The sequence below is a fragment of the Picosynechococcus sp. NKBG15041c genome, assembly GCF_055380235.1.
Genome location: NZ_AP040363.1, coordinates 908,733 through 930,575 on the forward strand (window position 1 = coordinate 908,733; position 21,843 = coordinate 930,575).

General features: G+C 50.0%; 22 protein-coding genes. 10 read left to right on the plus strand and 12 right to left on the minus strand.

What is annotated here, in order from left to right; all coding sequences use genetic code 11:
• Positions 1 to 20: 20 nt before the first annotated feature.
• Together ACZ45B_RS04475 and thiL are read right to left on the minus strand one after the other, a co-directional pair.
• Positions 21 to 1,211, minus strand: a complete 1,191-nt coding sequence (locus ACZ45B_RS04475) for a class I SAM-dependent rRNA methyltransferase (RefSeq protein WP_024545939.1) — start codon at positions 1,209 to 1,211, stop codon at positions 21 to 23.
• Between the two features lie 95 nt (positions 1,212 to 1,306).
• Positions 1,307 to 2,305 carry a thiamine-phosphate kinase gene (gene thiL, locus ACZ45B_RS04480; RefSeq protein ID WP_464675002.1) on the minus strand — a complete coding sequence of 333 codons (999 nt, stop codon included), beginning with the start codon at positions 2,303 to 2,305 and terminating at the stop codon, positions 1,307 to 1,309.
• Between the two features lie 101 nt (positions 2,306 to 2,406).
• Here thiL and ACZ45B_RS04485 point away from each other — a divergent pair, with 101 nt between their 5' ends.
• The gene (locus ACZ45B_RS04485; RefSeq protein ID WP_464675003.1) at positions 2,407 to 3,012 is read left to right on the plus strand and encodes a hypothetical protein; all 606 of its coding nucleotides are present in this window, start codon (positions 2,407 to 2,409) and stop codon (positions 3,010 to 3,012) included.
• 11 nt (positions 3,013 to 3,023) lie between these two features.
• Here the strand turns inward: ACZ45B_RS04485 and ACZ45B_RS04490 are convergent, their stop codons facing one another.
• The 3 genes from ACZ45B_RS04490 to ACZ45B_RS04500 form a co-directional block, all read right to left on the minus strand.
• Positions 3,024 to 6,152, minus strand: coding sequence for an alpha-mannosidase (locus ACZ45B_RS04490; RefSeq protein WP_024544717.1), 3,129 nt, complete (start codon positions 6,150 to 6,152; stop codon positions 3,024 to 3,026).
• Positions 6,153 to 6,188: 36 nt separating this feature from the next.
• Positions 6,189 to 6,923 (minus strand): GDSL-type esterase/lipase family protein, encoded by a 735-nt coding sequence (locus tag ACZ45B_RS04495; RefSeq protein WP_024544716.1) that lies wholly within the window; start codon positions 6,921 to 6,923, stop codon positions 6,189 to 6,191.
• A 61-nt stretch (positions 6,924 to 6,984) separates the two neighbouring features.
• Positions 6,985 to 8,142, minus strand: coding sequence for a 2-succinylbenzoate--CoA ligase (locus ACZ45B_RS04500; protein WP_024544715.1), 1,158 nt, complete (start codon positions 8,140 to 8,142; stop codon positions 6,985 to 6,987).
• Positions 8,143 to 8,208: 66 nt separating this feature from the next.
• On the opposite strand from ACZ45B_RS04500, the gene ACZ45B_RS04505 reads away from it, so the two are divergent.
• Positions 8,209 to 8,508: a DUF3593 domain-containing protein gene (locus tag ACZ45B_RS04505; RefSeq protein ID WP_024544714.1), complete on the plus strand. Its 300-nt coding sequence runs from the start codon at positions 8,209 to 8,211 to the stop codon at positions 8,506 to 8,508.
• A gap of 12 nt (positions 8,509 to 8,520) precedes the next feature.
• On the opposite strand, the gene ACZ45B_RS04510 is transcribed toward ACZ45B_RS04505, so the two are convergent.
• The 4 genes from ACZ45B_RS04510 to rimM form a co-directional block, all read right to left on the minus strand.
• A complete protein-coding gene (locus tag ACZ45B_RS04510; protein ID WP_024544713.1) occupies positions 8,521 to 10,458 on the minus strand; it encodes an FAD-dependent oxidoreductase in 1,938 nt (645 codons plus the stop codon).
• A 101-nt stretch (positions 10,459 to 10,559) separates the two neighbouring features.
• Positions 10,560 to 11,450, minus strand: coding sequence for a 50S ribosomal protein L11 methyltransferase (prmA, locus tag ACZ45B_RS04515; protein WP_024544712.1), 891 nt, complete (start codon positions 11,448 to 11,450; stop codon positions 10,560 to 10,562).
• A 64-nt stretch (positions 11,451 to 11,514) separates the two neighbouring features.
• On the minus strand, positions 11,515 to 13,092 hold the full coding sequence (gene serA, locus ACZ45B_RS04520) for a phosphoglycerate dehydrogenase (RefSeq protein WP_024544711.1): 1,578 nt from the start codon (positions 13,090 to 13,092) through the stop codon (positions 11,515 to 11,517).
• Between the two features lie 230 nt (positions 13,093 to 13,322).
• Entirely contained in the window at positions 13,323 to 13,850 is a 528-nt protein-coding gene (gene rimM / locus ACZ45B_RS04525; RefSeq protein WP_024544710.1) for a ribosome maturation factor RimM, read from the minus strand.
• Between the two features lie 134 nt (positions 13,851 to 13,984).
• On the opposite strand from rimM, the gene ACZ45B_RS04530 reads away from it, so the two are divergent.
• Together ACZ45B_RS04530 and ACZ45B_RS04535 are read left to right on the plus strand one after the other, a co-directional pair.
• On the plus strand, positions 13,985 to 14,539 hold the full coding sequence (locus tag ACZ45B_RS04530; protein WP_024544709.1) for a thioredoxin family protein: 555 nt from the start codon (positions 13,985 to 13,987) through the stop codon (positions 14,537 to 14,539).
• Positions 14,540 to 14,653: 114 nt separating this feature from the next.
• Positions 14,654 to 15,127 carry a hypothetical protein gene (locus tag ACZ45B_RS04535; RefSeq protein WP_024544708.1) on the plus strand — a complete coding sequence of 158 codons (474 nt, stop codon included), beginning with the start codon at positions 14,654 to 14,656 and terminating at the stop codon, positions 15,125 to 15,127.
• Between the two features lie 21 nt (positions 15,128 to 15,148).
• Here the strand turns inward: ACZ45B_RS04535 and ACZ45B_RS04540 are convergent, their stop codons facing one another.
• Positions 15,149 to 16,072 carry an RluA family pseudouridine synthase gene (locus ACZ45B_RS04540; protein WP_024544707.1) on the minus strand — a complete coding sequence of 308 codons (924 nt, stop codon included), beginning with the start codon at positions 16,070 to 16,072 and terminating at the stop codon, positions 15,149 to 15,151.
• A 179-nt stretch (positions 16,073 to 16,251) separates the two neighbouring features.
• On the opposite strand from ACZ45B_RS04540, the gene ACZ45B_RS04545 reads away from it, so the two are divergent.
• The 3 genes from ACZ45B_RS04545 to ACZ45B_RS04555 all read left to right on the plus strand — a co-directional run bounded on the left by ACZ45B_RS04545 (position 16,252) and on the right by ACZ45B_RS04555 (position 18,502).
• Positions 16,252 to 16,347, plus strand: a complete 96-nt coding sequence (locus tag ACZ45B_RS04545) for a photosystem II reaction center protein T (protein WP_024544706.1) — start codon at positions 16,252 to 16,254, stop codon at positions 16,345 to 16,347.
• 180 nt (positions 16,348 to 16,527) lie between these two features.
• Positions 16,528 to 17,076, plus strand: a complete 549-nt coding sequence (gene nrdR, locus ACZ45B_RS04550; RefSeq protein ID WP_024544705.1) for a transcriptional regulator NrdR — start codon at positions 16,528 to 16,530, stop codon at positions 17,074 to 17,076.
• 439 nt (positions 17,077 to 17,515) lie between these two features.
• On the plus strand, positions 17,516 to 18,502 hold the full coding sequence (locus tag ACZ45B_RS04555) for a 30S ribosomal protein S1 (RefSeq protein WP_024544704.1): 987 nt from the start codon (positions 17,516 to 17,518) through the stop codon (positions 18,500 to 18,502).
• A gap of 260 nt (positions 18,503 to 18,762) precedes the next feature.
• On the opposite strand, the gene ACZ45B_RS04560 is transcribed toward ACZ45B_RS04555, so the two are convergent.
• Entirely contained in the window at positions 18,763 to 18,930 is a 168-nt protein-coding gene (locus tag ACZ45B_RS04560) for a hypothetical protein (RefSeq protein WP_158505968.1), read from the minus strand.
• 265 nt (positions 18,931 to 19,195) lie between these two features.
• Positions 19,196 to 20,014 carry a peptidoglycan editing factor PgeF gene (gene pgeF / locus ACZ45B_RS04565; protein ID WP_024544703.1) on the minus strand — a complete coding sequence of 273 codons (819 nt, stop codon included), beginning with the start codon at positions 20,012 to 20,014 and terminating at the stop codon, positions 19,196 to 19,198.
• Between the two features lie 176 nt (positions 20,015 to 20,190).
• Between pgeF and pyrH the strand changes: the two genes are divergently transcribed.
• The 3 genes from pyrH to ACZ45B_RS04580 all read left to right on the plus strand — a co-directional run bounded on the left by pyrH (position 20,191) and on the right by ACZ45B_RS04580 (position 21,786).
• Entirely contained in the window at positions 20,191 to 20,913 is a 723-nt protein-coding gene (gene pyrH / locus ACZ45B_RS04570; RefSeq protein WP_024544702.1) for a UMP kinase, read from the plus strand.
• Complete coding sequence (gene frr, locus ACZ45B_RS04575) at positions 20,900 to 21,448, plus strand: ribosome recycling factor (protein WP_024544701.1); 549 nt, start codon at positions 20,900 to 20,902, stop codon at positions 21,446 to 21,448. The genes pyrH and frr overlap by 14 nt, the downstream gene beginning before the upstream one ends.
• Before the next feature lie 77 nt (positions 21,449 to 21,525).
• Positions 21,526 to 21,786, plus strand: a complete 261-nt coding sequence (locus ACZ45B_RS04580) for a DUF6439 family protein (protein ID WP_024544700.1) — start codon at positions 21,526 to 21,528, stop codon at positions 21,784 to 21,786.
• Positions 21,787 to 21,843: the final 57 nt, after the last annotated feature.

Genomic DNA, 21,843 nt, shown 5'->3' on the forward strand with positions numbered 1-21,843 from the left:
AATGCCTAGAATGATAATCATCACACTGGCTGATGCACCTTACCCACCACAAACTTTAGGTAGCGGCCCTCGGGGAAAGCAGCGGGCAGCGGGTGATCGATTGGTTGACCTGCTTCGTGGATAATTTGGAGATATTTGTTTGCAGAAGCCGCCGCATTTGACAGCATTTCCTTAAAAGCTTCGGGACTGACTTGGCTGGTACAACTGGCGGACACCAGCAAGCCACCAGGGGCCACACATTGGAGGGCCAGGGCGTTTAATTTGGTGTAGGCGCGGATGGCCGCAAAACGATTTTTCTTATTTTTCGCGAAACTGGGGGGATCGAGAATGACAATATCAAAGGTTTGTTTTTCCTGGGCATAGCGGTTTAAGACGTCAAAACAATCAGCGGTGACAAAGGTATGTTGCTGAGGATTGAAGTGATTTAACTGCACATTGGTTTTGGCCACGTCCGCAAGCTGTTTGCCCACATCCACATTGGTCACATGGCTTGCACCGCCCCGCAGGGCATAGAAAGAAAAAGCGCCAGTGTAAGAAAAGCAGTTGAGGACTGTTTTATCACGACTGATTTCGCCAAGATATTTGCGGTTTTCGCGGTGGTCAAGGAAAAGCCCTGTTTTTTGTCCGGTTTGGAGATTGACCTGAAACACAAGGCCATGTTCGGTGACGGTGATGTCTCCCTTGGGTTCTTTGCCCCAGAGCAATTGGGTTTTGCTATCGGTGCTGCGATCTTCGAGGTTTTCTAAATGCTTGGTGCGCCAGAGGATCCCTTGGAGAGGGGCGACTTCCCGCAATGCCCGCACGAGCCAATCCAGTAACCCATTGGCTGCTTCCATGTAGGTTTGGATGACGGCATATTCACCATAGAGATCGACCGTAATCCCTGGCAGGCGATCGCCTTCCCCGAATAGCCAACGGTAAGCGGTACAATGCTGGTCTCGCAGGGGTTGGCGCAAATCCCAGGCGGCCTGCACCTGGGCCTTAAACCAGGGGGGATCGGGGAGATAGCGTTGGGAAAAAATACGGATGGCGATCGGGCTTTTGTTATCCCAGAGGCCAAAGCCTATCCAACCGCCACATTTGACCCGGAGCCATTCCCCTGTCTCGAAGCGAAGATTGTGGGGTAATTTGTCCCGATAAATCCAGGGGTGGCCTTGGCTGAGGTGTTTTTTGAGTTGGGGAGAAACGGTGATTTCGCGGAGCTTGGCCATCAGGGGAGCGTCAAAATTGAATCTAGCTCATCCTATAGTATTGGCTCCCTTTGGTGAATTTTCGTCCATGGTGTTTCAGGGCTGCCCCTGTCCCCCTAGAAGTGTTGGAAAGTTTCGCTGCGACTTAAAGGGATTTTTCGACCAGTGCCATCGGCGATCGCCACCGTTTGATCAACGGTAATCTGGCCAATAATTGCCCCCTGCCCCGGCAACATTTGTAAGAGGCTTTGGGCGGCAAGCGTTGGTAGACAGAGCACCAACTGAAAATCTTCACCGCCGTATAGAGCCCACTGGCGGGAAATTTCTGGGGGCTGGTAACGACGGAGGGCAGGGGAAATGGGGAGTTGATCAGCTTGGAGCACGGCGCCAACCCCGCTGCACTGACAAATTTGGAGCACCGCATCGGCTAGCCCGTCGCTACTGTCCATGCCGGCGAGGGGCCAAGTTAAAGCAAGGGCCGTTAAATAGTTCAACGCATCGAGCCTGGGTAAGGGCATTTGGTGGGCATCGATGAGCGCTTGGCGATCGCCGGCGGCTAATCCCTGGGCGGCGGGCGTATCGGGTTCGAGGAGTAACTCTAAGCCCGCCCGGGAATCCCCATGGTGGCCCGTCACCACGATGGCATCCCCTGGTCTGGCAGCAGTCCGTTGAATGATGCGGTTCGGTGAAACAGTGCCCAGGGCCGTAATCGCAACAGTTTTCACGGGCGATCGCGTTAAATCTCCACCGACTAAGGGCGTGTTGTAACGGCTTAAACAGGCGGCCATCCCTTGGTAGAGCTGGTCTAGCCAAAGCATCGGGGTTTCTGGGGGCAAAGACAGCCCGACGGTGATGCCGATTGGGGTTGCGCCCATGGCGGCGAGGTCTGATAAATTTGCGGCCACCGCCCGCCAGCCTACTTTTTCCGCAGGCATGGTGCGATCGCTAAAATGCACCCCATCCACGAGAATATCCGTGGTGACGACCAAAGATTCCTGGGGTGGGAACGCCAAAACTGCACCATCATCGCCAATGATTTCTGCTGGGCAGAATTGCTGGAGCCGCCGGAGAATTTCCGCTTCGCCAAAATCCTTGAGATATTTCACATCAGCCATGGTCGCCTATTGAGAGGGTTACGGAGGATCAAGATAGGGGGCTTCAAAAACATAGTAATTTACTAAATCCATTACTTTTTTGTAAAATCAAAGGAAAAGTAATGGACTATGACAACATGGGTACACAAAATAAGGCGGTCACCGCCTATCTCCCCGAGGAAATTGAAGCATGTCTGGCCGCTTTCTGTTTAGAAAATGGTCTTTCGCGCCAAGGGAAAAAAAGTGGCAAAGAAAAACCCGCCCTCGGCACGGGCATTGTGGAGGTGCTGCGACTCTTTTTTAGCACTGACTTGAATAGCAGCTTTCCAGCACCTGTTTTAGACAAAGATGAACTCCAGGCGATCGTCTCTGAAACGCTCCCCCATCATGTGCCCACCCAGGCTTGGGTACAGGCCGAAATTCAACAGGCGATCGCCCAACTCAAGTCTGAAATGGCGACACCTGCGACCCTAAACAGTAGCCCGGAGGCGTCCTCAGTTGCGGTCGAATTATCTGAATCCGGTAACGAAAAAAAAAAGAAGCTGATCCTCAAGCAAGCTGATCTCGCCCGTCGCCTCCGGTCTAATGCCTCCACCCTCAGCCGCCACCACCAGAAAGGCGGCGAACATTTTGCCCAGTGGTCCAAGGCCAAAGACCCGGAGGCGATCGCCTGGCAATATCGCGGCATTGAAGACAGCAGCAAAATGTTTGAAATGATTGACGAGTAACGGGTGTTCTTTTATGCCGACGGCTGATCAAGTCGGTAACTGTAAATTTTCCAGGGTGAAATTTGAAAATTCAGCGCTGGGCCGAAAGAATCTTCGAGGCCATTGACTGCTTCGGTGATTTCCCAGTCCAATGTGGTGTGAAAATTCAACGCCGCTTGTTCTCCATGGGCTTCATAGAAACGGAGAATGTAACCGGATTGGGTTTCCGCTTTTTTGAGAGCAAGCAGAATCAAATTATTTGCCCCCAAATTCAAAAAAGAATGCTCTGGTGCTAATTTTTGATTTTGGTGAGCAATTGTTGGGAAATAGGCCCGTAACGGGGCATTAAAGGCCCGGGCCATTTGCACTGTCTTTGCCTGTTGCCAAGACTTTTGATGGGGATAAATCGCATAGGCAAGTTGATGGCGGCCACGGTCTGCCGCTGGGTCTGGCCAGCGAGGACTTTTGAGTAATGTTAGGCGCAGTTGCTGGGCTTTTGCATCATAACCATGGTGATTTTTCGTCAGAATGCTCACCCCATAATCTGCGTTATGAAAATTTGCCCACCGCAGAGCTGGCACTTCCCATTTTGCTGGATCGGCTTCCGGTTGACGGGCGATCGCCCCACAGGGGGTTTCGTAGGTGCAACTGGCATCGGGTAAGTCGAAGGGAAAAGCCACCTTCAACACAACCTGGTCTTCCTGCCAGTCGGCAGTGGTATAAATTTTGAGGAGCTGACTATCCTGTTCTAAGTGGTAATCCTGGGTAAACGTAGATTGGCTTAACTGTTTTTTAACGCGGATAATCGCGCGGACTGGATTTTTTTCTTGCCAGTGAATCGAAACGAGTTGGGCCGGTGCTAAGGGGTTTGTTTCATAATCTGGTGCAATGTCCCAGGCATCCCAATATTGGCCTTGATCTGCAAATGCTTGGAACTGATTACTAGGGCCAGCAAAAATATTTTTCTGTTGCACTTTATCAAAGCACTGGGCAATATCCCCCGTTGCTGGATCAATTGCTACTTTTAAAAACGCATTTTCTAAAATAAATTCTGTTTCGTTTTCTAAATCTGCGGCTTTTTGAATAGGCGCCTGGGGATTTGGCACTAACCAATAAAGGGCATAACCAACACTGGGAACAACCGCCTGAAAAGACAAAAAATAGGGCCGCTCATCATTATCAGTATTATCAGTTGATATTTCAGTGATCATTTGCGTTTTTACCATTGCGCCAGTGCAGTCATAAACACTAATCGGTTGGGCAATGGGGCAGCTAAAAGTTTCCGAGCGCTCCCAGTTGAAATCATTAAATAGCAGCAAGGGCTGAGCGTTGTCAGCTGGCGGGTTTTCGTAGTTAATCTGCTGGGCGATCGCCTCTAAACTTTCGGTTAACATTGCTTCCCCGGCGCTGAGCACAGCTTGCCACTGTTGATTTGCTTCCGTGAAGACCTCTGGAATAGAAGTCCCAGGTAAAATGTCATGGAATTGATTAAATAAAACCTTTTTCCAGAGATGGGTGATTTGGGCTTGAAAATCTAATTTTGTTTGATTTTCTCGGGATAAATTTTGGGCGATCGCCGACCAGATTTCCACTTGCCGCAGCAGAATTTCACATTGGCTATTAAAAACTTTTTGATCCCGGTGTACGGTATAGCAACCCCGGTGCAATTCGAGATACAGTTCATCTTCCCAAATGGGTAAATTGGGCGTATTTTTGACCTGTTGGAGATAGGTTTCAACGGTTGAAAATTGCAGTTGCGGGAAAAACGATGACTGCTGCCATTTACGGGCCACCTGCAACATATCTTTAGTCGGGCCGCCCCCATGATCTCCCACCCCGGGTAGCCAAAAGATATCCCGTAAACCTGTTTGCTGCTCCCATTTCAGGGCGTAATTGGTCATGGTGACCGGGTTTGTATCCATAATCCCCGTGACATTGGGGGGCGTCATCAGGGTCAATAGTTCACTGCCATCGGGCGATCGCCACCAAAACAACCCATGGGGAAAGGGATTTGTATCGTTCCAATGGAGTTTGCCGGTACCAAAGGCTTCGATGGCGCAGTGTTTTGCTAGTTGAGGCAGTTGATTGGGAAAACCGAAGGTATCTGGTAGCCAGGCGGTCGTCGAACGCTTCCCAAATTTCTCCAAAAAGTATTGCTGACCATAGAGAAATTGACGAATAATCGACTCTCCAGACACCAAATTTACATCGGGTTCGACCCACATCCCCCCCAGCATTTCCCAGGTATTGCGCTCAATGGCTTGTTTGATGTTTTGCCACAGTTCCGGGCGATTTTCTTCGATCCATTCATACAAAGCTGGGGTGCTATGGCCGAAAACAAGTTCTGGAAATTCCTGCTGGAGATTGATCACCGATTGAAAGGTGCGTTGCCCAACGACCCAAGTTTCATCCGTTGTCCACAGCCAAGCCATATCGAGGTGCGCGTGACCTAGCACATAAAATTTTCGGTCTTTAATCAAGTTCGCCAGGGGAATTAGTGCAGCGCGAATTTCTGTGAGGCTGTGCTGAAATTGCTCAGTTTCAGTGACTAAATTCCAGGGAATATTGTTTAGTTCTTGTTCTAGGAGTGCAATTTTCTCAGGTGCATCCTGCAAATAATGACTGAGAATTTGCAGCTCTGTGGCGAAACTGCCCGGTTCAATCTGCGCTAAATCCGGTGCTTCAAAAAGTAACTCTGACTTCATCAACGCACCAATGTCATGGCCGGGACTCACTAAGGCGATCGCCACGGCAAAAGTTTCACCAGGCTGGGCCTTGTCTGTTAGTAACAAGCGCGTTGACGAATCAAACAAATCCCCTTCGCAAACCAATTTGCCATTGACAAAAATCGCCGCAATTTCTGCCCACCAGGTCAGATTTAGCCGTGCGTTTAAACCTGAAATATCATAGCTACACAGATATTTGGGAATGACAATTTCTTGGTGAAACCAGACAAGCTTTAAACCCTTTTCAAAAACCAGATAATCCTTTTCATTCGGTTGAATCGCTTGGCATTTTTGGGCCTGAAAAGAAGTGAATTCTGGCTTAAATTGTTTACTGGCAACCCCGTCTTCTTGGTACATCCGCCAAGCATGTTGCGTCGGCAGCGTCACAAAAGACCGGAGCCGATCAATGGTTGTTTGAATCAAGGGGGAAGCCATGGAAAACCTTCAGCCAAAAGACTGCCTGATTTTACCCTAAACCCCGAAAGAGACGGTTGTTTTACCGGTCAGGGCACAGCTGTTCCCCCCATCGAGTTGGGCGATCGCCTGCCAGTTAATCACATCCTGAAAAAGCATCGCATAGCCTTCGCTATTGGGGTGGAGACCATCGTCGCTGAGGTGATCATTGACCCAGTGAGTGCCACGATTGAGCCAGAGATCGAAAATATCGAGGTAGGGAATCTGGCGATCGCCACATCGCTTTTTCGTCATTTCCTTATACCGGTGCTGCTCGCCGTGGCTGTAATAAAGACAATCTAAAAAAGGCATCTTTGCTTCATTTACCGGTACTTGACCGATAAAAATCACAGGGCAAAGCCGTTGCGCTGTGTCGAGCAGGGCATCTAGTTGCGTTTGAAATAAGGCGAAATCTGTAAAACTTTTGCCATCGGGCCGGCCTAGGCGCGGCGAATCATTCACCCCGACAGACAACAAAATCAAATCCGGTTGCTTGTAGCGCAGTTCACCCCGTTGTCGATATTCCGTTTGGAGGCGATCGCCCACGAGTTTGACCGTATCACCGCGCACGCCGAGGTTGTAGAGCACGTGACCCTGGGGGTTCCCCATCCAGTGGAGCCGCAACTGTTCCACCCAGCCGCCCCGCACCGGATCGCCAAAGCCATAGACCAGGCTGTCACCAAAGGCCACCACCCGCAGCGGATGGCGTTGGGCATAACTGGGGTTGATGTGGGTGGGACTCAGGGCGGTCATGGCAGAGGGGCAACATTAACGTTTGCTTCACAAATCTACAACAGAAATGCGGTCCTAACTTCTATTGATAGCGATTTTCAATCATTTGGCGCAGTTGGGAACGATTGAGCTTGCCCTGGTCATTGCGTGGTAATTTTTCCAAGAGGAGCCAATGTTTTGGCTGTTTGTAGGGACTCAGTTGGGAGGCGATCGCTGTTTTCAAAGTTTGTAGTGCCACCTGTTTTTTCAAACTGACGGCGGCGGCGACGGTTTCGCCCCAGTAGGGATCAAGAAGGCCCACAATAGCGACATCTTGGACGAGGTCTGTGGCAAAGATCACTGATTCAATTTCTGCCGGATAGATATTTTCGCCGCCGCTGATTATTTTCTGACTTTGACGGCCAAATAAATGTAGATAACCGGCGGTGTCTAAGTAGCCGACATCATCGGTTTCTAAGATTTTGCGATCGCTGAACTGGGGATAATACCCCTGAAATAATGAAGTTGCCTCAATGGAGATGAGCTGTTGTGCAGAAAATGAGAGTTTCCCATGGGGCAATACTTGTCCGGCGCAATTTTTCCCGGCTAAAAAATCCTCTGGTTTTAGGGCGACCACCTGGGAGGCGGTTTCGGTCATGCCATAGGTGAGAGCCAGTTGGATCTGGAATTTCCGCGCTTTGTCGAGGAGCGATCGCCAGGGGGGAGCACCGCCGAGCAGCACCAGACGAAATTGGGCCAACCATTCGGGACAAATTTCAAGCAACACCTGCAGCTGGGTCGGCACCAGGGACAGACAGAATTCCCTAACGTTCAAATCCGGCAACATACCCCGCTTGAGATCTGCATAATTGCCCAATCTAAAAACGCCTTGGCTGACGTGCGATCGCCACAGTTGCATGAGGCCGCTCACGTGGTACAGGGGCAAAATACAAAAACAATTGACCTGCTCCAGTTGGAAAAATTGCTGGAAGCCCCTCACCGAAGCCGATAGGGTTGCAGGGGTATGGATTGCAAACTTTAACTGGCCAGAGGTGCCGCCCGTGGGGATCAGAATATGGGATTTTTGGCTGAAAATTTCGGGCGGTTGGGTTCGTTGGCACAACTGCTTTAACTGCTCCCGCTCTGATTGCTGCCAAGTGGGATTGACCAGGAGGACAGATTTTCCCTGGGCGATCGCCTGGTGAAATTCCGTCGCGAAAATCACCGGATCTGTTTGGTCAATAATTTCTAGAGATGACATCGGCCCAGAGAACAGAATCCTTTAGAATACGGAGGCCCGCGCCCCGCAGATCATGATTATTCCATAATGTTTTCCAAAGAAACTCTCTTCGCCCTATCGCTGTTTCCTTATCTCGGTTTTTTGTGGTTTCTCACCAAATCCGGCAAAACCCCGAAATTAGTCCTGGTCGGCTTCTATGTGCTCCTCGTTTTTGTGGCGATCTCGATCCCCGCTGGTCTCTATGCCCAGGTGCATTATGGTGAAGAACTGGCCAATGTGGACTGGCTCCATGGCAGCGCCGAATCTTTCTTGACCCTTTCTAACGTCCTGGTGGTGCTCGGTTTCGTGGGGGCGATCGCCAAGCTCAAGGAAACCAAATCCGAGTAATGTGGCGGGCAACTAGATTTTGATTACCCCTTCTGGGTTGACCGATAAAATGGGCCGCCGTTGAATGCCTTCTTTGTAAAGAATGCTATTGGCCGCCAGCAAACCGCTGCTAATGGCCCGCTCCATTAAGCCACAGGGGAAGGGCATTTTCACCCAGTCCCCCGCATACATCAAGTTGGTGATTTCACTTTCTGTTGTCGGGCGATCGCCATAGCTATTGGGCGGATAGCCAGAGAAATTCTTCTGGTTCACCAACTGACGGTGGATCACCGTCGCCCCCTTCAGTTCCGGCACGATCTCATAGAGTTCATTCTCAAAGGTTTCCAGCAGAGCCGCCTGGGTGGGAAATTCTTTTTCCTTGTAGCAGTAGGCATGGAGTTCTACCACACTGCCCCCAGTGTGATCGGCCCATTCCTTAAACTGAGTCTGGATCTTGTGATAAAGGGTAATGCTATCGGTTAAGGCGTAGCCCGACAGGGAGGCAAATTTACTATGCTCCCAGGGGAAATCCCGGTCTAGCCAGAAACGTGCCACCGCAAAGGGATCGGATACGACTAATTTATCCACCTTCCGCACCGCTTCCCCATCAATATCCCCCGTCAGCCGGGTAAAGAGATGGCGCGTTCCAGGTACGTCAGCGGCGATCACCACATAATCTGCGTCTAAGGTGGCCCGCTGGAGGTCATTACTGGGGTTTTGGGCGACCAACTGCACCTGCTCGTGGTCACGGTCTTGCACTTTAAATTGAGGAAGGTCCCGTTGGGCCGGACCACTGAGGCGCTTGCCATTAGCATCGTAGCGAGCACCATGGCAAGGACAGAGGAAAGATCCATCCGCTTGACGACCAACGGTGCAACCCTGGTGGGTACAGGTGAGGGATAGGCCATCCTCTGTTGCCGGATTTACCGCATAGACTGTGTCCCCAGCACCATAGTAGGCCAGCACTTCATCGGGAATCAGCTCATTTTTGTTGACCCAGAAGGGAATATCAGTCTGTTCATCCCCCTGTTGGTAGGTGACGGCTTGAATTTGATTGCCTTCACAGCGAATTTCACTAACAGACACATCGGTGAGGATTTGGCCCCCTTTGGCGCGGATCGCGTTGGCGATCGGCTGGACTAGGCTGGTGCCCATGTCATCGACAGTGCCATTAAAAGCGAGACCTTCGGGATTCCCAAAGAAATAGAAATGGAAAAATTGCAGTAGTTCCCCAGTGCTGAGGGTGTCAGGGGCATTGAGGCTGGATTTGGCAAAGGGCAAGAAGTAAAGATCATAGAGCCCCTGGGGAAATTCGCCCCGGACCCAGTCGGCGACGGTGATCGCGTCGTAAGCATCATAGGTGCGGGGAATCTTAAAACCTGTGATCGCGTGGAACACTTCTAGGTGTTTAATTTTGGTGAGATTGATCCCCCAGCGAAGACGATTGGGGGAAGAAATGGCCAAATCAACGATGTTCCAGGGAAAGGCCGTATTACTGGGCCGAAAGACCTCCGGTTGGTAGCGGTCTGGGTCTTTGAAGACGAGGGAGTAGTAGTCCAAGGACTGGAAATTATCCCGAATGCTGAGTTCACTGACCAGGCTCTTGAGGTTGTAATACTGGGGAAAGAAACCATGGAAGCCATGCTCCATCATGAATTCCTCTTCACCTACATCGATCGGCCAGCTGGCAACTTTACCCCCAAGTTGGGGCGCTTTTTCCAGGAGGGTCACCTGGAACCCCCGTTGACTGAGTTCATAAGCAGAGGCTAAACCGGCCAGACCGCCCCCAATGACAACAACTTTTTTCCCTTGGGTGTGGTGACGGGGCAGATCCAATGATTCTTGCTGGTGGATCGTCGGGTGGGGTTTGGCGAAGCGGGTGTAGCCCACCATCGATCCTGCGGCCCCCACGCCGAGAAGTTTTAGGGCACTCCGTCGAGAAATAGGGGGGAGGGAATTGTTGTCAGTCATACCATTCGGTCTAATTGCACATCTAGTGTTAATTATTATGAACCGATTTTCTGATGACACGCTGTTTTTGTGGGTATTTCGTCATATTTAGGCCGAAAGGCTTAGTTGCGACGGATATTGAAGCAGCACCACTCGTCTTTTTTCCAGAGGGCAGCGATCGCCCAGCCATTTTGTTCGAGGGTATCGGCGACGGGCTGAATTTGTTCAATCAAAATGCCACTGAGAATTCCCCAGGTGCTGGGTTTGACGATCGCCGACATTTGGGGGATCAAGTCGATAATGATTTCAGCGAGAATATTACAGACGATGCCATCGAAGGGCTCTGGGTGCAGCTCAATGAGGGTATCGAGGCTCCCCTGGGCGATCGCCATGCGGTCTGGGCCGATGTGATTGAGGGCGCAGTTACTCTCAGACGCTTCCACGGCGAGGATATCGGTGTCTACCCCAAAGCTTTGCTTCGCCCCCAAAAGCAGAGCACCGATGGAAAGAATCCCTGAACCACAGCCAATATCAGCAATCACCTGGGTTTCCGGTTGGTAGCTGAGGCGCATTTCCAGCGCTTCGAGACACAATTGAGTGGTCTGGTGGGCCCCTGTCCCAAAGGCTGAACCGGGATCCAGACGGAGAATCTTGCGGTCTGATTGTTTGGGCACCTCTAACCAAGCGGGATAAATGAGCAGGCGATCGCCTATCTCCTGAGGTTGCCAGTGGCTTTTCCAACTGCTTGACCAATCTTCTTCATCGATCAAGTGCCATTTCACCATCGGTTTTGGTAAACGGGCCAACAGAGCATCCTGCTTGAGTAACAGTGCTAAGGCCGCTAAATCCAGATAATCAAATTCTGCTTCGGGACTATAGGCACGAATCAAGTAGGATTTTCCTTGCTTTTCCCCTGCCATTCCCCGACAGCCAAAATCATCCAAGCGCCAGAAGATTGTTTCTTCAGCACTCGGGTCACAGCGGATCTGTAGTTCCCACCAATTCGTTGCCATACTTTTCTGAATTCCGACAGAGCGAGGGGAAGCCGCAAGAATACTCTCCCCCTCAAGATTAACCTTACAGCTTCACCGTATAGGCGTCCCGAATTCCCGTGATTTTCATAATTTCAGGGAGTACGCCTTCCGGCAGGGGATCATCTAGGCTGAGGACCATGACCGCATCCCCCCGAACAATCTTGCGGCCCACCTGCATACTGGCGATATTGACATTGAAGCTACCCAAAAGGGACCCAATTTTACCAATAATCCCCGGTACATCACGGTGTAGCGTAAAGAGCATATAGCCCGTCGGCGGCACGTTGATGGGGAAATCATTAATGCTGGTGATGCGAATATCTCCATCACTCAGGAGCGCTCCATTCACAGAGTAAGTGCCGTCAGATCCGGTCGCCTCTAAGTGCATCGAAGCCGTATAATCCCGTTCCGATTCATCGCGGGTTTCGATAATGCGGATGCCCCGTTCCTTCGCTTCAATTTCCGCATTCACATAGTTGACGCGTTCCCGGAGTGCCGGAGAAAGTAAACCTTTAATTGCTGCCACCACAAGGGGCTTCGTTTCCTTCTCTGCGAGATCCCCCTGTAGAGTGACACTCAGTTTCTCGATGCGACCACCGGCCAACTGACCCACCATATTCCCCAGGGTTTCAGCCAACTGGAGATAGGGACGGAGTTTTTCCATCACATTGGCATTGAGGCCGGGGATATTCACCGCAGAGCGGGCGGGTAAACCGAGGATCACATCACGGATTTGTTCGGCCACATCGATCGCCACGTTCACTTGCGCTTCGGCGGTGGAGGCGCCTAGGTGTGGCGTGAGGACAACATTATCGAGGTCCCGGAGTTCCGATTCCCCTAGGGGTTCTTCTTCAAACACATCTAGGGCTGCCCCACCGAGACGACCTTCCCGGATCGCTCTGGCTACAGCCACTTCATCCACAACACCGCCCCGAGCACAGTTGATGATCCGGGTAGTGGGTTTCATTTTGGCGATCGAAGCTTCCCCGATTAAGTGAGTCGTTTCAGGCGTTTTGGGGACATGGAGCGTAATGTAGTCCGCTTCCCGGAACAGGTAATCGAGGTCAACGAGGCGACAACCGAGCTGTCCGGCCCGTTCTTCGGAAATGAAGGGATCGTAGGCGAGGAGTTTCATGCCGAGGGCTTTACCAACGCTGGCTACATGGGCGCCAATTTTACCAAGACCAACAACGCCTAGGGTTTTTTTGTAGACTTCTGAACCGACGAATTTTTTTCGGTTCCACTCCTTGCCCTGGACGGATTGATTCGCATCGGGGATATGACGGGAAAGGGACAGCATCATTGCCAGGGCATGTTCAGCGGCAGCAATGGTGTTGCCTTCGGGGGAATTCACGACGATGATTCCTTGGCGGGTGGCGGCGGGAATATCGACATTATCAACGCCAACTCCGGCGCGGCCAATGATTTTTAAGTTTTTACCAGCTTCGATCACTTCCCGGGTGACCTTTGTACCGGAGCGAATCATCAGGGCATCGTATTCGGGAATAATGCTGATGAGTTCTTCGAGGGGGAGTCCGACCTTGATGTCTACTTGGGCGACCTGGGAAAGGATATCGATTCCGGCCTGGTCAATGGAGTCGGAAACAAGAACTTTAGCCATAGCAGTTGAATTAAATATAAATGTTTCGTTTGGGCAGGATACTGCGAGAATCGTCGCTGGGGAATTGGTTAGGGGAAATTGACCGCAGGGACGATGAAGACAGATCCTTAAGTTTTTGTATAGGACAAAGGAATATTCTAGCCCGACTGCTTACCCTGAACAGATTTTTCCCAGGAGGCGATCGCCTTTTCTATTTATTTACAAATTATTTACAAAGTAAATTCGAGGAGTTAAATATCAAAAAGTCCGGGCGGGGCATCTACTTCCAGGCGATTTTCCAGCAGATCTACCACCGGGACGATCGCCTTGACGAAAGGAACCAAGTGTTTTTTCTGGTTAGCGTCGGCCACTTCGAGGACATCCTGGGCGGCTGTGTAAAGATCCGTAACAACCCCGAGTTTTTCTTTACTGGTGAAATCAAAAACCTCAAGACCAATGAGATCACTCACATGGTATTCGTCGGTGTCTAACTCTGGGCGATCGCCTGCCCGGACGAGTACATTCGCCCCCCGGATACTTTCGGCCTGGGTGCGGTCTTGGATATGTTCAAACTTGACCACGAACAAATATTTACCAGGAATTTGGCGGCCCCGTTCGAGTTCCACCGATTGGGGCGCTTGGTTAGGGAGCTGTAACCAGCGCTGGCCTGGTACTTCAAAGCGCTCGGGAAAATCGGTACTGGGGTTGATACGCACTTCCCCTTTGAGGCCCTGGGCGGCGACTACTTGCCCGATGATGATCCAATCTTGTTCTGCCACGCTACTTTTTCCCTCGCTTGGGACAATCAAAAAAACTTGAGTTTTTCACTTTAGCTGATTATCAGATTTTTTCTGGCCTAGGGCTCGTCTTAAAATAACTTTATGGATTCACTCTGGAGATCAAACAACTGGCCATGACTGACGCAACTTCTGGACAAAACAAACTCAAGGGTCTGGTAATTGGCCTGGTGGCGATCGCCCTCGCCGTATCCTTAGCCCTCGGCATTAAATTTCAGCCCGCTGCTGCTACCCTCGAAACCCAGGCCGCCGAAGCGATGCCCCTCACCGTTGCCTTAGAAAATGGCCGACCCACCCTGATGGAGTTCTACGCCGATTGGTGTACCAGTTGTCAGGCGATGGCCGAAGATCTACATCAACTGAAACAAAGCTATGGTGATCGCCTCAATTTCGTGATGTTAAACGTAGACAACGGCAAATGGCTGCCAGAGGTGCTGAAATACCGCGTTGACGGGATTCCCCACTTTGTTTTCTTAGATGAAACAGGTCAGGCGATCGCCGAAACCATCGGCGAACAACCCCGCAGTATCCTCGAAGCAGATCTTGGCGCCTTACTAGCCCACGATGATCTGCCCTATACCTACAACCAAGGGCAAGTGTCTAAACTCAATAACCCAGGCCAACCCCGCCAAAGTGATCCCCGCAGCCACGGCGCTCAGATCAAGAGTTAGCCCTCAGGGCACAAGTCGCTTCAAAATTTTCCGCCTATAATTGGAACCAATTTTGAAGCGACTGAGTCCCGAAATCCAAGCTTCAGGCTCCATCTACCCCCACAAAAACTGCCAATGAATATCAAATCCTTACTTACCGCCACTGCTTGCTTATCCGTTGTGGGCTTTGCTCCTCAAGTAGTTTTAGCCCATACCTTTGAAACTAATTTTCAAGTGCGCTTCGATACCATTGAGCTCGAGGCGTCCTTCGGGGAAGAAGGTGTGTTGTCTGATGCTCCGGTAACGGTCTTTTCCCCCGACAATCCAGAAGAACCGATCATGGTGGGCCGCACCGATGAGAATGGAAAATTCACCTTCCAGGCAGATATTACGAAAGCAGGGGACTGGGCCGTGGAGATCGGGAATGCCAACGATAGCCACTGGGATCGCCTAACCATTCCTGTACAAGCCGAAGGAATCGATGCCAGCACTATTAGTGCTATCCCCCAACCGGAACATAGCCACGATTATTTTGCTTACTCTTTCTTGGCGACCATGGTCGGCCTAGGCGTATTTTTTGGGACTCGCCCCAACAAGGACCGAGCTTAAAGTCGTTTAAATATGTCGCTCTTACTGTCGCTGCCGTAAGAATCGCAGTAATTTTTCAAACTCTGCGGGTGGGGGAGCGATCGCCTCAATGGTTTCCCCGGTGATAGGGTGGGCGACCACTAACTTGCAGGCGTGGAGAGCCTGGCCAGTAAGTTTGACCTTATCAAAGCGGTTGCTCGTGTAGAGGGGATCCCCGAGAATCGGATTCCCCATATGGGCGCTGTGGACGCGAATCTGGTGGGTGCGTCCTGTTTCCAGTTTGTAATAGAGCAGAGAATAATTTCCGAGACGCTCGATGATCTCCCAGTGGGTCACCGCCGGGCGGCCCGTTTCATCAACAGCCATTTTTTTGCGATCGCCTTTGTGTCTAGCAATGGGAGCCTCAATCGTCCCAGCATTTTCCCGGGGGCAACCATAGACAATGCCCATATATTCACGCCTGGCGGTTTTGGCTTTAATTTGCGCCTGCAAACTCTGGTGGGCCTGGTCCGTTTTCGCGATGGCGATCGCCCCGGTCGTATCCTTATCCAAACGGTGGACAATGCCCGGCCGCTGCACACCGCCAATGCCGGCCAAATTAGTCCCGCAGTGGGCCAATAAGCCATGGACAAGGGTTCCTGTATAATTCCCCGGCGCTGGATGCACCACCATTCCAGCGGGTTTGTTAACGATCAGAAAATGCTCATCTTCAAACAAAATTTCTAAATCCATCGCCTCCGGTTCCAGGGCCATCGTTGTCGGGGCCGGGAGAGTCACCACTAGGCGATCGCCAAGCTTTAATTTTGCCTTTTTAGACTGGCAAAGATCATCATTAAGCTGCACTTGGCCCTGTTCGATTAAGCGCTGTAACCGCGACCGCGACAACTCCGGCAACTGTTGTGCTAGCCATTGATCAAGTCGCTCTCCTTGCCCCTCGACTCGTAATTCTAAAATTTGATCCGCCATTTCTACTTACCTCAAAAAATTGCCTAAACCATGCTCTGGGCCAATGAATCAGCCCCTATTGCGCTCCCCAACGTAAAAAAACTTTAAAGTCTCAACTATCAATAAAGCCCCAATTTAGGATCCGAACAAAAAAATGTTAAAGTGAAGCAAAAGTTCAAAACCCAAGGATTTTTTAAAACATGGATAGTGTTGCTTACATTGTTGTCCTAGCGATGGCGTTATCGGTTCTCTTTTTTGCGATCGCCTTCCGTGAACCTCCCCGTATCGAAAAATAAACATTGTTTCTTTATAAGATCAACCCTTGATATCATCCCTGGACCGAGCGCCCAAATTTGTCCCCCGGGGCAGACTAAACCTTGGTTCAGGCTTTCTCCATTAACTTTCCCCTTTGCACCCCTACGGTAAACAGCGGCCTGACTCCGCTTACACTGGCTAACCTCTTTGCTTCGGTTCCTATGGAATGCCCCTATTGCCAACATACTGATAGTCGCGTTTTAGAGTCAAGATCCACTGGCGCTGGCCGCAGTATTCGCCGTCGCCGGGAATGCCTCAGTTGTAAGCACCGCTTCACCACCTACGAACGCATCGAGTTCGTCCCTATTTCCGTGATTAAACGTAACGGCCAGAGCGAAGCCTTTGACCGCTCCAAAATTCTCCGGGGTATGGTGCGCGCCTGTGAAAAAACCAGCGTTTTGCCTTCTACCCTTGAGGCGATCGCCGAAGAAATCGAAGCCCAACTCCAACAAAAACCGAAGCGTAGCATCACCACAGCCCAGATCGGCGATCTCGTTCTCCATCGTCTCCGTCAAGAAAGTGAAGTCGCCTATGTGCGATTTGCCTCCGTTTATCGCCAGTTCCAAGGAGTTGACGACTTTATCGAAACCCTCAGTCACCTCCAAGAAAGCGCCGAGCAAGCCAACCTCTGGATCCAAACCCTAGGGGATGAAGAAAATCCTGAAACCAGTACCACCAGCCCCTCCATGCTCACCCCTTCCGGGAAATAAGCTACCAAAAAGTTACTTAGTTTTACTGTGTGCGCGCCACATCCTAAAAAATAACCTCAGGGACTTATAGATCTACGCTGTTTTTTGAGATACTATTGATATCCTGTATCTTAATATATTTAAACTTTACGTTTATAAGATATGCACCCTGCCATACTACAAACCTATCGTAGTACGGTCTTTCTTGCTGCTGTAAGTTATTTCCCCGAAATCTTCCTAAGCTTCCTTACTGGGAGCCGTTGCGGAGTTCTCCGATAACTTACCCAAAGCTAGTCCAGGTGATGCTTTCCCATCCCTCGACTATTTCTCCCACCAATATATATAGAATCCAAGATCCATTTTAGGCAAATACCTAAGATTTCCATAGTTTGGCGATGTATAGAGGTTGGAGGTCAGCAACAAAAATTCAGGAGATTAAACACTAGGAATAGAAACACACATGGTCAGTCAGAACACAGCTACAGTAGATATTGGTTTTACCCATGACGATTTTGCCGCTCTCTTAGATAAATACGATTACCACTTCAGCCCTGGAGATATCGTTCCTGGTACCGTATTCAGCATGGAACCGAGAGGCGCATTGATCGACATCGGTGCAAAAACCGCAGCATATATTCCCATCCAAGAGATGTCCATCAACCGCGTGGATGCTCCCGATGAGGTTCTTCAATCTGACGAAACCCGTGAGTTTTTCATTCTCACCGATGAGAACGAAGATGGTCAGCTAACTCTCTCCATCCGCCGCATTGAATATATGAGAGCGTGGGAGCGTGTCCGTCAGCTACAGGCAGAAGATGCCACTGTTCGTTCCCTTGTTTTCGCCACCAACCGTGGGGGGGCTCTGGTCCGGATCGAAGGTTTACGGGGCTTTATCCCAGGCTCTCACATCAGCACTCGCCAAGCGAAGGAAGATTTGGTGGGTCAAGAATTGCCCTTGAAATTCCTTGAAGTAGATGAAGACCGCAACCGTCTGGTTCTCAGCCACCGTCGTGCGTTGGTTGAACGTAAGATGAACGGCTTAGAAGTCGGCGAAGTGGTTGTGGGTTCCGTCCGCGGTATTAAGCCCTACGGTGCGTTTATTGATATTGGTGGCGTGAGCGGTCTACTTCACATTTCTGAAATTTCCCATGACCATATTGATACACCCCACAGCGTCTTTCAGGTGAATGATGAGCTGAAGGTGATGATCATTGATCTCGATGCTGAGCGTGGCCGAATTTCTCTGTCTACCAAGCAACTCGAACCCGAACCCGGCGATATGCTCAAGAACCGTGACCTCGTGTTTGAAAAAGCAGAGGAAATGGCAGAGAAGTATCGTGAAAAACTTCAGGCTGAAGCGGCTGGTTTAACAGTTGAAGATCAAGTTGATGGGACTGAAGATCTAGAAATTGATGAAGAGTACATCAGCGCGACTGAAGAAGACTAAACTTGTCGGAAATCAACCATTATTAGATTAATAAGTTGAGATAGGGGGGAACAAATATTGTTTCCCTTTTTTTGTCAGTTCATTAGCTGATTTGTAGAATTTCAGCGGCTGTTACTGTGGAATTTTTCTTAGTCATGTCTAAAAAAAGGGAGCTAATTACTCTCTTTTTTTGAGAAACTATTGCATCGTAAAGTCATTGATTGATGGTAAAGATCGTGATTTTCTAAGCAATCGGAGCGACAATTCAATATTCGTTGATGTCACGTGCTTGGCATTGAGCGCGTTTGTAACGGTAATCGCAATTCGTGTTTTCTTGCGCGTCCGAGGTAAACCACTTTAATTACAAGTTCTGGAGGGGGCATATCGGGCATAATCGTCGAATAGGTTGCGTTTTCAAAGGCGATCGCCGCTTCTTTCGATCTAGCCACAGCAATTCTCTGTTTTCTGATTTACTCTGTTGGCAAAAATGCCTAAACGAGCGCAATAAATGATTGAAATTATCGCAATATGATAATCTTAGTCACTTTCTAGCGATATTTTCCATGGCTTTCTTTCTTTTAAGTCATGCTAAAGATCGGTTTGATTCTCCAGTGGGAGATATTCTTGTAAACCCATTGTTGTCTTGGGTGATACCGTCGTAAGCATCGGCACTGCTCTCCCTTTTGTACAAGTTTTATCTTGATCATCAATGTCCTAAAAACGATTGGAGACGATGCCGGACCATTGCACTTTTTTCTCGTTACTGCGACGGTAGGAAAAGAAATGTTCGGGTTGTTGATAGGTGCAGTGGGGGGCGATCGCCACTTGTGCGATATCTAAACCCAATTGTTCGAGTTGTAATTGATTCACCCGGCGCACATCAAGACGCACTTTGCCATCATCAGGATCAGGCAAAATAGGTGATTCGATCAGATTTTCAAGGGCGAGGAGCATTGCATCGACATCATTGGCTAAATCTTGCAAACCGAGACTAATGCCCATTTCCACAGCGACATCTGTCGAAACTTGATACACTTCGCCACTAATTGCTGGGCCGAGGGCAACCAGTAAATTTTTCAATTCTGACCCTGCATCGAGAAATTTTTGGATTGCTTCGGGAATAATTCGTTTTGCTGTGCCACGCCAACCTGCGTGAACTGCTGCCACTTGACCCGTCAGGCGATCGCCAATTAGGGCAGGGGTGCAATCTGCTGTGGCCACAAACACCGCCTGTTGTTGTGCAGTCGAAACAATGCCATCGGCAGGGGAAAAATGTTGCCCTTCCCAACTAATTTCATCAGAAGTAAGCACTGTATTGCCATGGACTTGCTTGACACGGTAGGCCGGAATTTCAGGGTGAAAAACCTTCACTAGGCTTTCTGGTAGTTCCGGGGCAAACGCTTGGGTAAAAAATCCATGGTTCCAGGAGGCTAATAATTTACAGGTTAAATAGGGCCTATCTTCCCATGTCTGCCATTGCCATTGCTCACTGGCAATCTCGAAGAGATCCGCTCTGCGGTGCACTTCACCCATTCTTGTTACTCCTGTAGATTTATTTCGCTGTATTTTTAAATTTATAAATTTAATAGTAGTGAAAAAACAAAGTATTTTCCTGGGCCAGAAAGTTTGGCCATAGAGATTCGCAGTTTCCGAAAAGCTGCTATTTTAATGGAGGCAAAACGCGAGTTAGATAGGAACGAGACAAACCGATGGCGTACCAACGTGTTCTTTTAAAGCTGAGTGGTGAGGCTCTGATGGGGGATCTCGGTTATGGGATCGACCCGCAAATTGTTTCAGATATTGCTAAGGATATCGCTGCAGTGGTTGCAAGCGGTGTCCAGGTGGCGATCGTTGTGGGCGGTGGTAATATTTTTCGCGGCGTTCAAGCTTCGGCAAAAGGGATGGACCGGGCAACGGCAGATTATATCGGGATGATTGCCACGGTCATGAACGCAATGACCCTCCAGGATGCCCTCGAACAAATTGATATTCCCACCAGGGTGCAAACGGCGATCGCCATGCAAGAAGTGGCAGAACCCTATATTCGGCGGCGGGCAATCCGCCATTTAGAAAAAGGTCGGGTCGTTATTTTTGGGGCAGGCTCTGGGAATCCCTTTTTCACCACCGACACCACCGCCGCCCTCCGGGCTGCTGAAATTGATGCGGAAGTGATCTTTAAGGCCACCAAAGTTGATGGTATCTATGACAGTGATCCGGCAAAGAATCCTCAGGCAAAACGCTATGAAAGCTTGACCTATAGCCACGTTCTCGCCAATGATTTAAGGGTAATGGATGGAACGGCGATCGCCCTGTGCAAAGAAAACGACATTCCAATCATGGTGTTTAACCTCTTTGAAAAAAGCAATATCGTCCGTGCCGTTCAAGGTGAACCAGTTGGAACAATTGTGGGAGGTTCCTGTGCAGTTAAGTGAACTTAAAGACAACATGACTAAGACCATTGAGGCGACCCAGCGGTCTTTTAACACCCTCCGGACGGGTAGAGCCAGTGCCGCCCTCCTCGACCGGATTACCGTGGAATATTACGGTGTCGATACTCCCCTCAAATCCCTGGCGAATATCTCCACCCCAGATTCCAGCACCATTATGATTCAGCCCTTTGACCGGGGCAGCATGAATACCATCGAGCGGGCAATTTCCATGTCTGACCTGGGTTTAACGCCCAGCAATGATGGCCAAAACATCCGCTTAAATATCCCGCCCCTCACAAAAGAGCGCCGCCAAGAACTGGTAAAAACGGCTAGTAAGTTAGCAGAGGAAGGTAAGGTTGCCCTGCGTAATATTCGCCGGGATGCGATCGACGATGTGCGTAAACAGGAAAAAAATAGTGATATTTCTGAAGATGAAGCCCGGAGCCTCCAGGATGATATCCAGAAGGTGACTGATGAATTTACCAAGAAAATCGATGAGCTTCTGAAGGTCAAAGAAAAAGACATTATGACGGTCTAGGGGCAAACTCGATAGACTGGGGGAAGGCTAGAGGGTCTTCCTTTTTTGTTGATTTTTTTCGGAGATGGGGTCTGGTGATGAATGAATTGAAGTCTGATTTAACGCAAATTGATAGTCTCGAATTAGCTCAGGCTCTAGCGGCAAAGTTGGCGATCGCCCCCAATGATTGGCACCGCCTCAAGGGCAACCGCAAGGCCCAAGCCAGTCAACAATTGTCCGCTGCTTTAGTTTTTTTGTTGAACGATAATCCAGAAGCAGCCCTGCGCCACCTCGAACAGGCAAAGGGTTGGTTAGACCGTTCCCTTTCTGCGCCTCCCTGCCCTAGCCATGGTCGCTAGCTAGGGGCTAATTGCAAACCTTGGCTAACTAGGCCTTGGGACAGACTTAAGTTCTTT

Bases quoted from the DNA above. Each gene is read 5' to 3' on its own strand.
- ACZ45B_RS04530 (WP_024544709.1), top strand. From the start codon at position 13,985: ATGACTGACGCAACTTCTGGACAAAACAAACTCAAGGGTCTGGTAATT.
- ACZ45B_RS04580 (WP_024544700.1), top strand. From the start codon at position 21,526: ATGAATGAATTGAAGTCTGATTTAACGCAAATTGATAGTCTCGAATTA.
- ACZ45B_RS04485 (WP_464675003.1), top strand. From the start codon at position 2,407: ATGGACTATGACAACATGGGTACACAAAATAAGGCGGTCACCGCCTAT.
- ACZ45B_RS04495 (WP_024544716.1), bottom strand. From the start codon at position 6,923: ATGACCGCCCTGAGTCCCACCCACATCAACCCCAGTTATGCCCAACGC.
- ACZ45B_RS04490 (WP_024544717.1), bottom strand. From the start codon at position 6,152: ATGGCTTCCCCCTTGATTCAAACAACCATTGATCGGCTCCGGTCTTTT.
- ACZ45B_RS04510 (WP_024544713.1), bottom strand. From the start codon at position 10,458: ATGACTGACAACAATTCCCTCCCCCCTATTTCTCGACGGAGTGCCCTA.
- ACZ45B_RS04500 (WP_024544715.1), bottom strand. From the start codon at position 8,142: ATGTCATCTCTAGAAATTATTGACCAAACAGATCCGGTGATTTTCGCG.
- ACZ45B_RS04505 (WP_024544714.1), top strand. From the start codon at position 8,209: ATGTTTTCCAAAGAAACTCTCTTCGCCCTATCGCTGTTTCCTTATCTC.
- pgeF (WP_024544703.1), bottom strand. From the start codon at position 20,014: ATGGGTGAAGTGCACCGCAGAGCGGATCTCTTCGAGATTGCCAGTGAG.
- nrdR (WP_024544705.1), top strand. From the start codon at position 16,528: ATGGAATGCCCCTATTGCCAACATACTGATAGTCGCGTTTTAGAGTCA.
- prmA (WP_024544712.1), bottom strand. From the start codon at position 11,450: ATGGCAACGAATTGGTGGGAACTACAGATCCGCTGTGACCCGAGTGCT.
- pyrH (WP_024544702.1), top strand. From the start codon at position 20,191: ATGGCGTACCAACGTGTTCTTTTAAAGCTGAGTGGTGAGGCTCTGATG.
- ACZ45B_RS04545 (WP_024544706.1), top strand. From the start codon at position 16,252: ATGGATAGTGTTGCTTACATTGTTGTCCTAGCGATGGCGTTATCGGTT.
- ACZ45B_RS04475 (WP_024545939.1), bottom strand. From the start codon at position 1,211: ATGGCCAAGCTCCGCGAAATCACCGTTTCTCCCCAACTCAAAAAACAC.
- ACZ45B_RS04555 (WP_024544704.1), top strand. From the start codon at position 17,516: ATGGTCAGTCAGAACACAGCTACAGTAGATATTGGTTTTACCCATGAC.
- serA (WP_024544711.1), bottom strand. From the start codon at position 13,092: ATGGCTAAAGTTCTTGTTTCCGACTCCATTGACCAGGCCGGAATCGAT.
- ACZ45B_RS04540 (WP_024544707.1), bottom strand. From the start codon at position 16,072: ATGGCGGATCAAATTTTAGAATTACGAGTCGAGGGGCAAGGAGAGCGA.
- ACZ45B_RS04535 (WP_024544708.1), top strand. From the start codon at position 14,654: ATGAATATCAAATCCTTACTTACCGCCACTGCTTGCTTATCCGTTGTG.
- thiL (WP_464675002.1), bottom strand. From the start codon at position 2,305: ATGGCTGATGTGAAATATCTCAAGGATTTTGGCGAAGCGGAAATTCTC.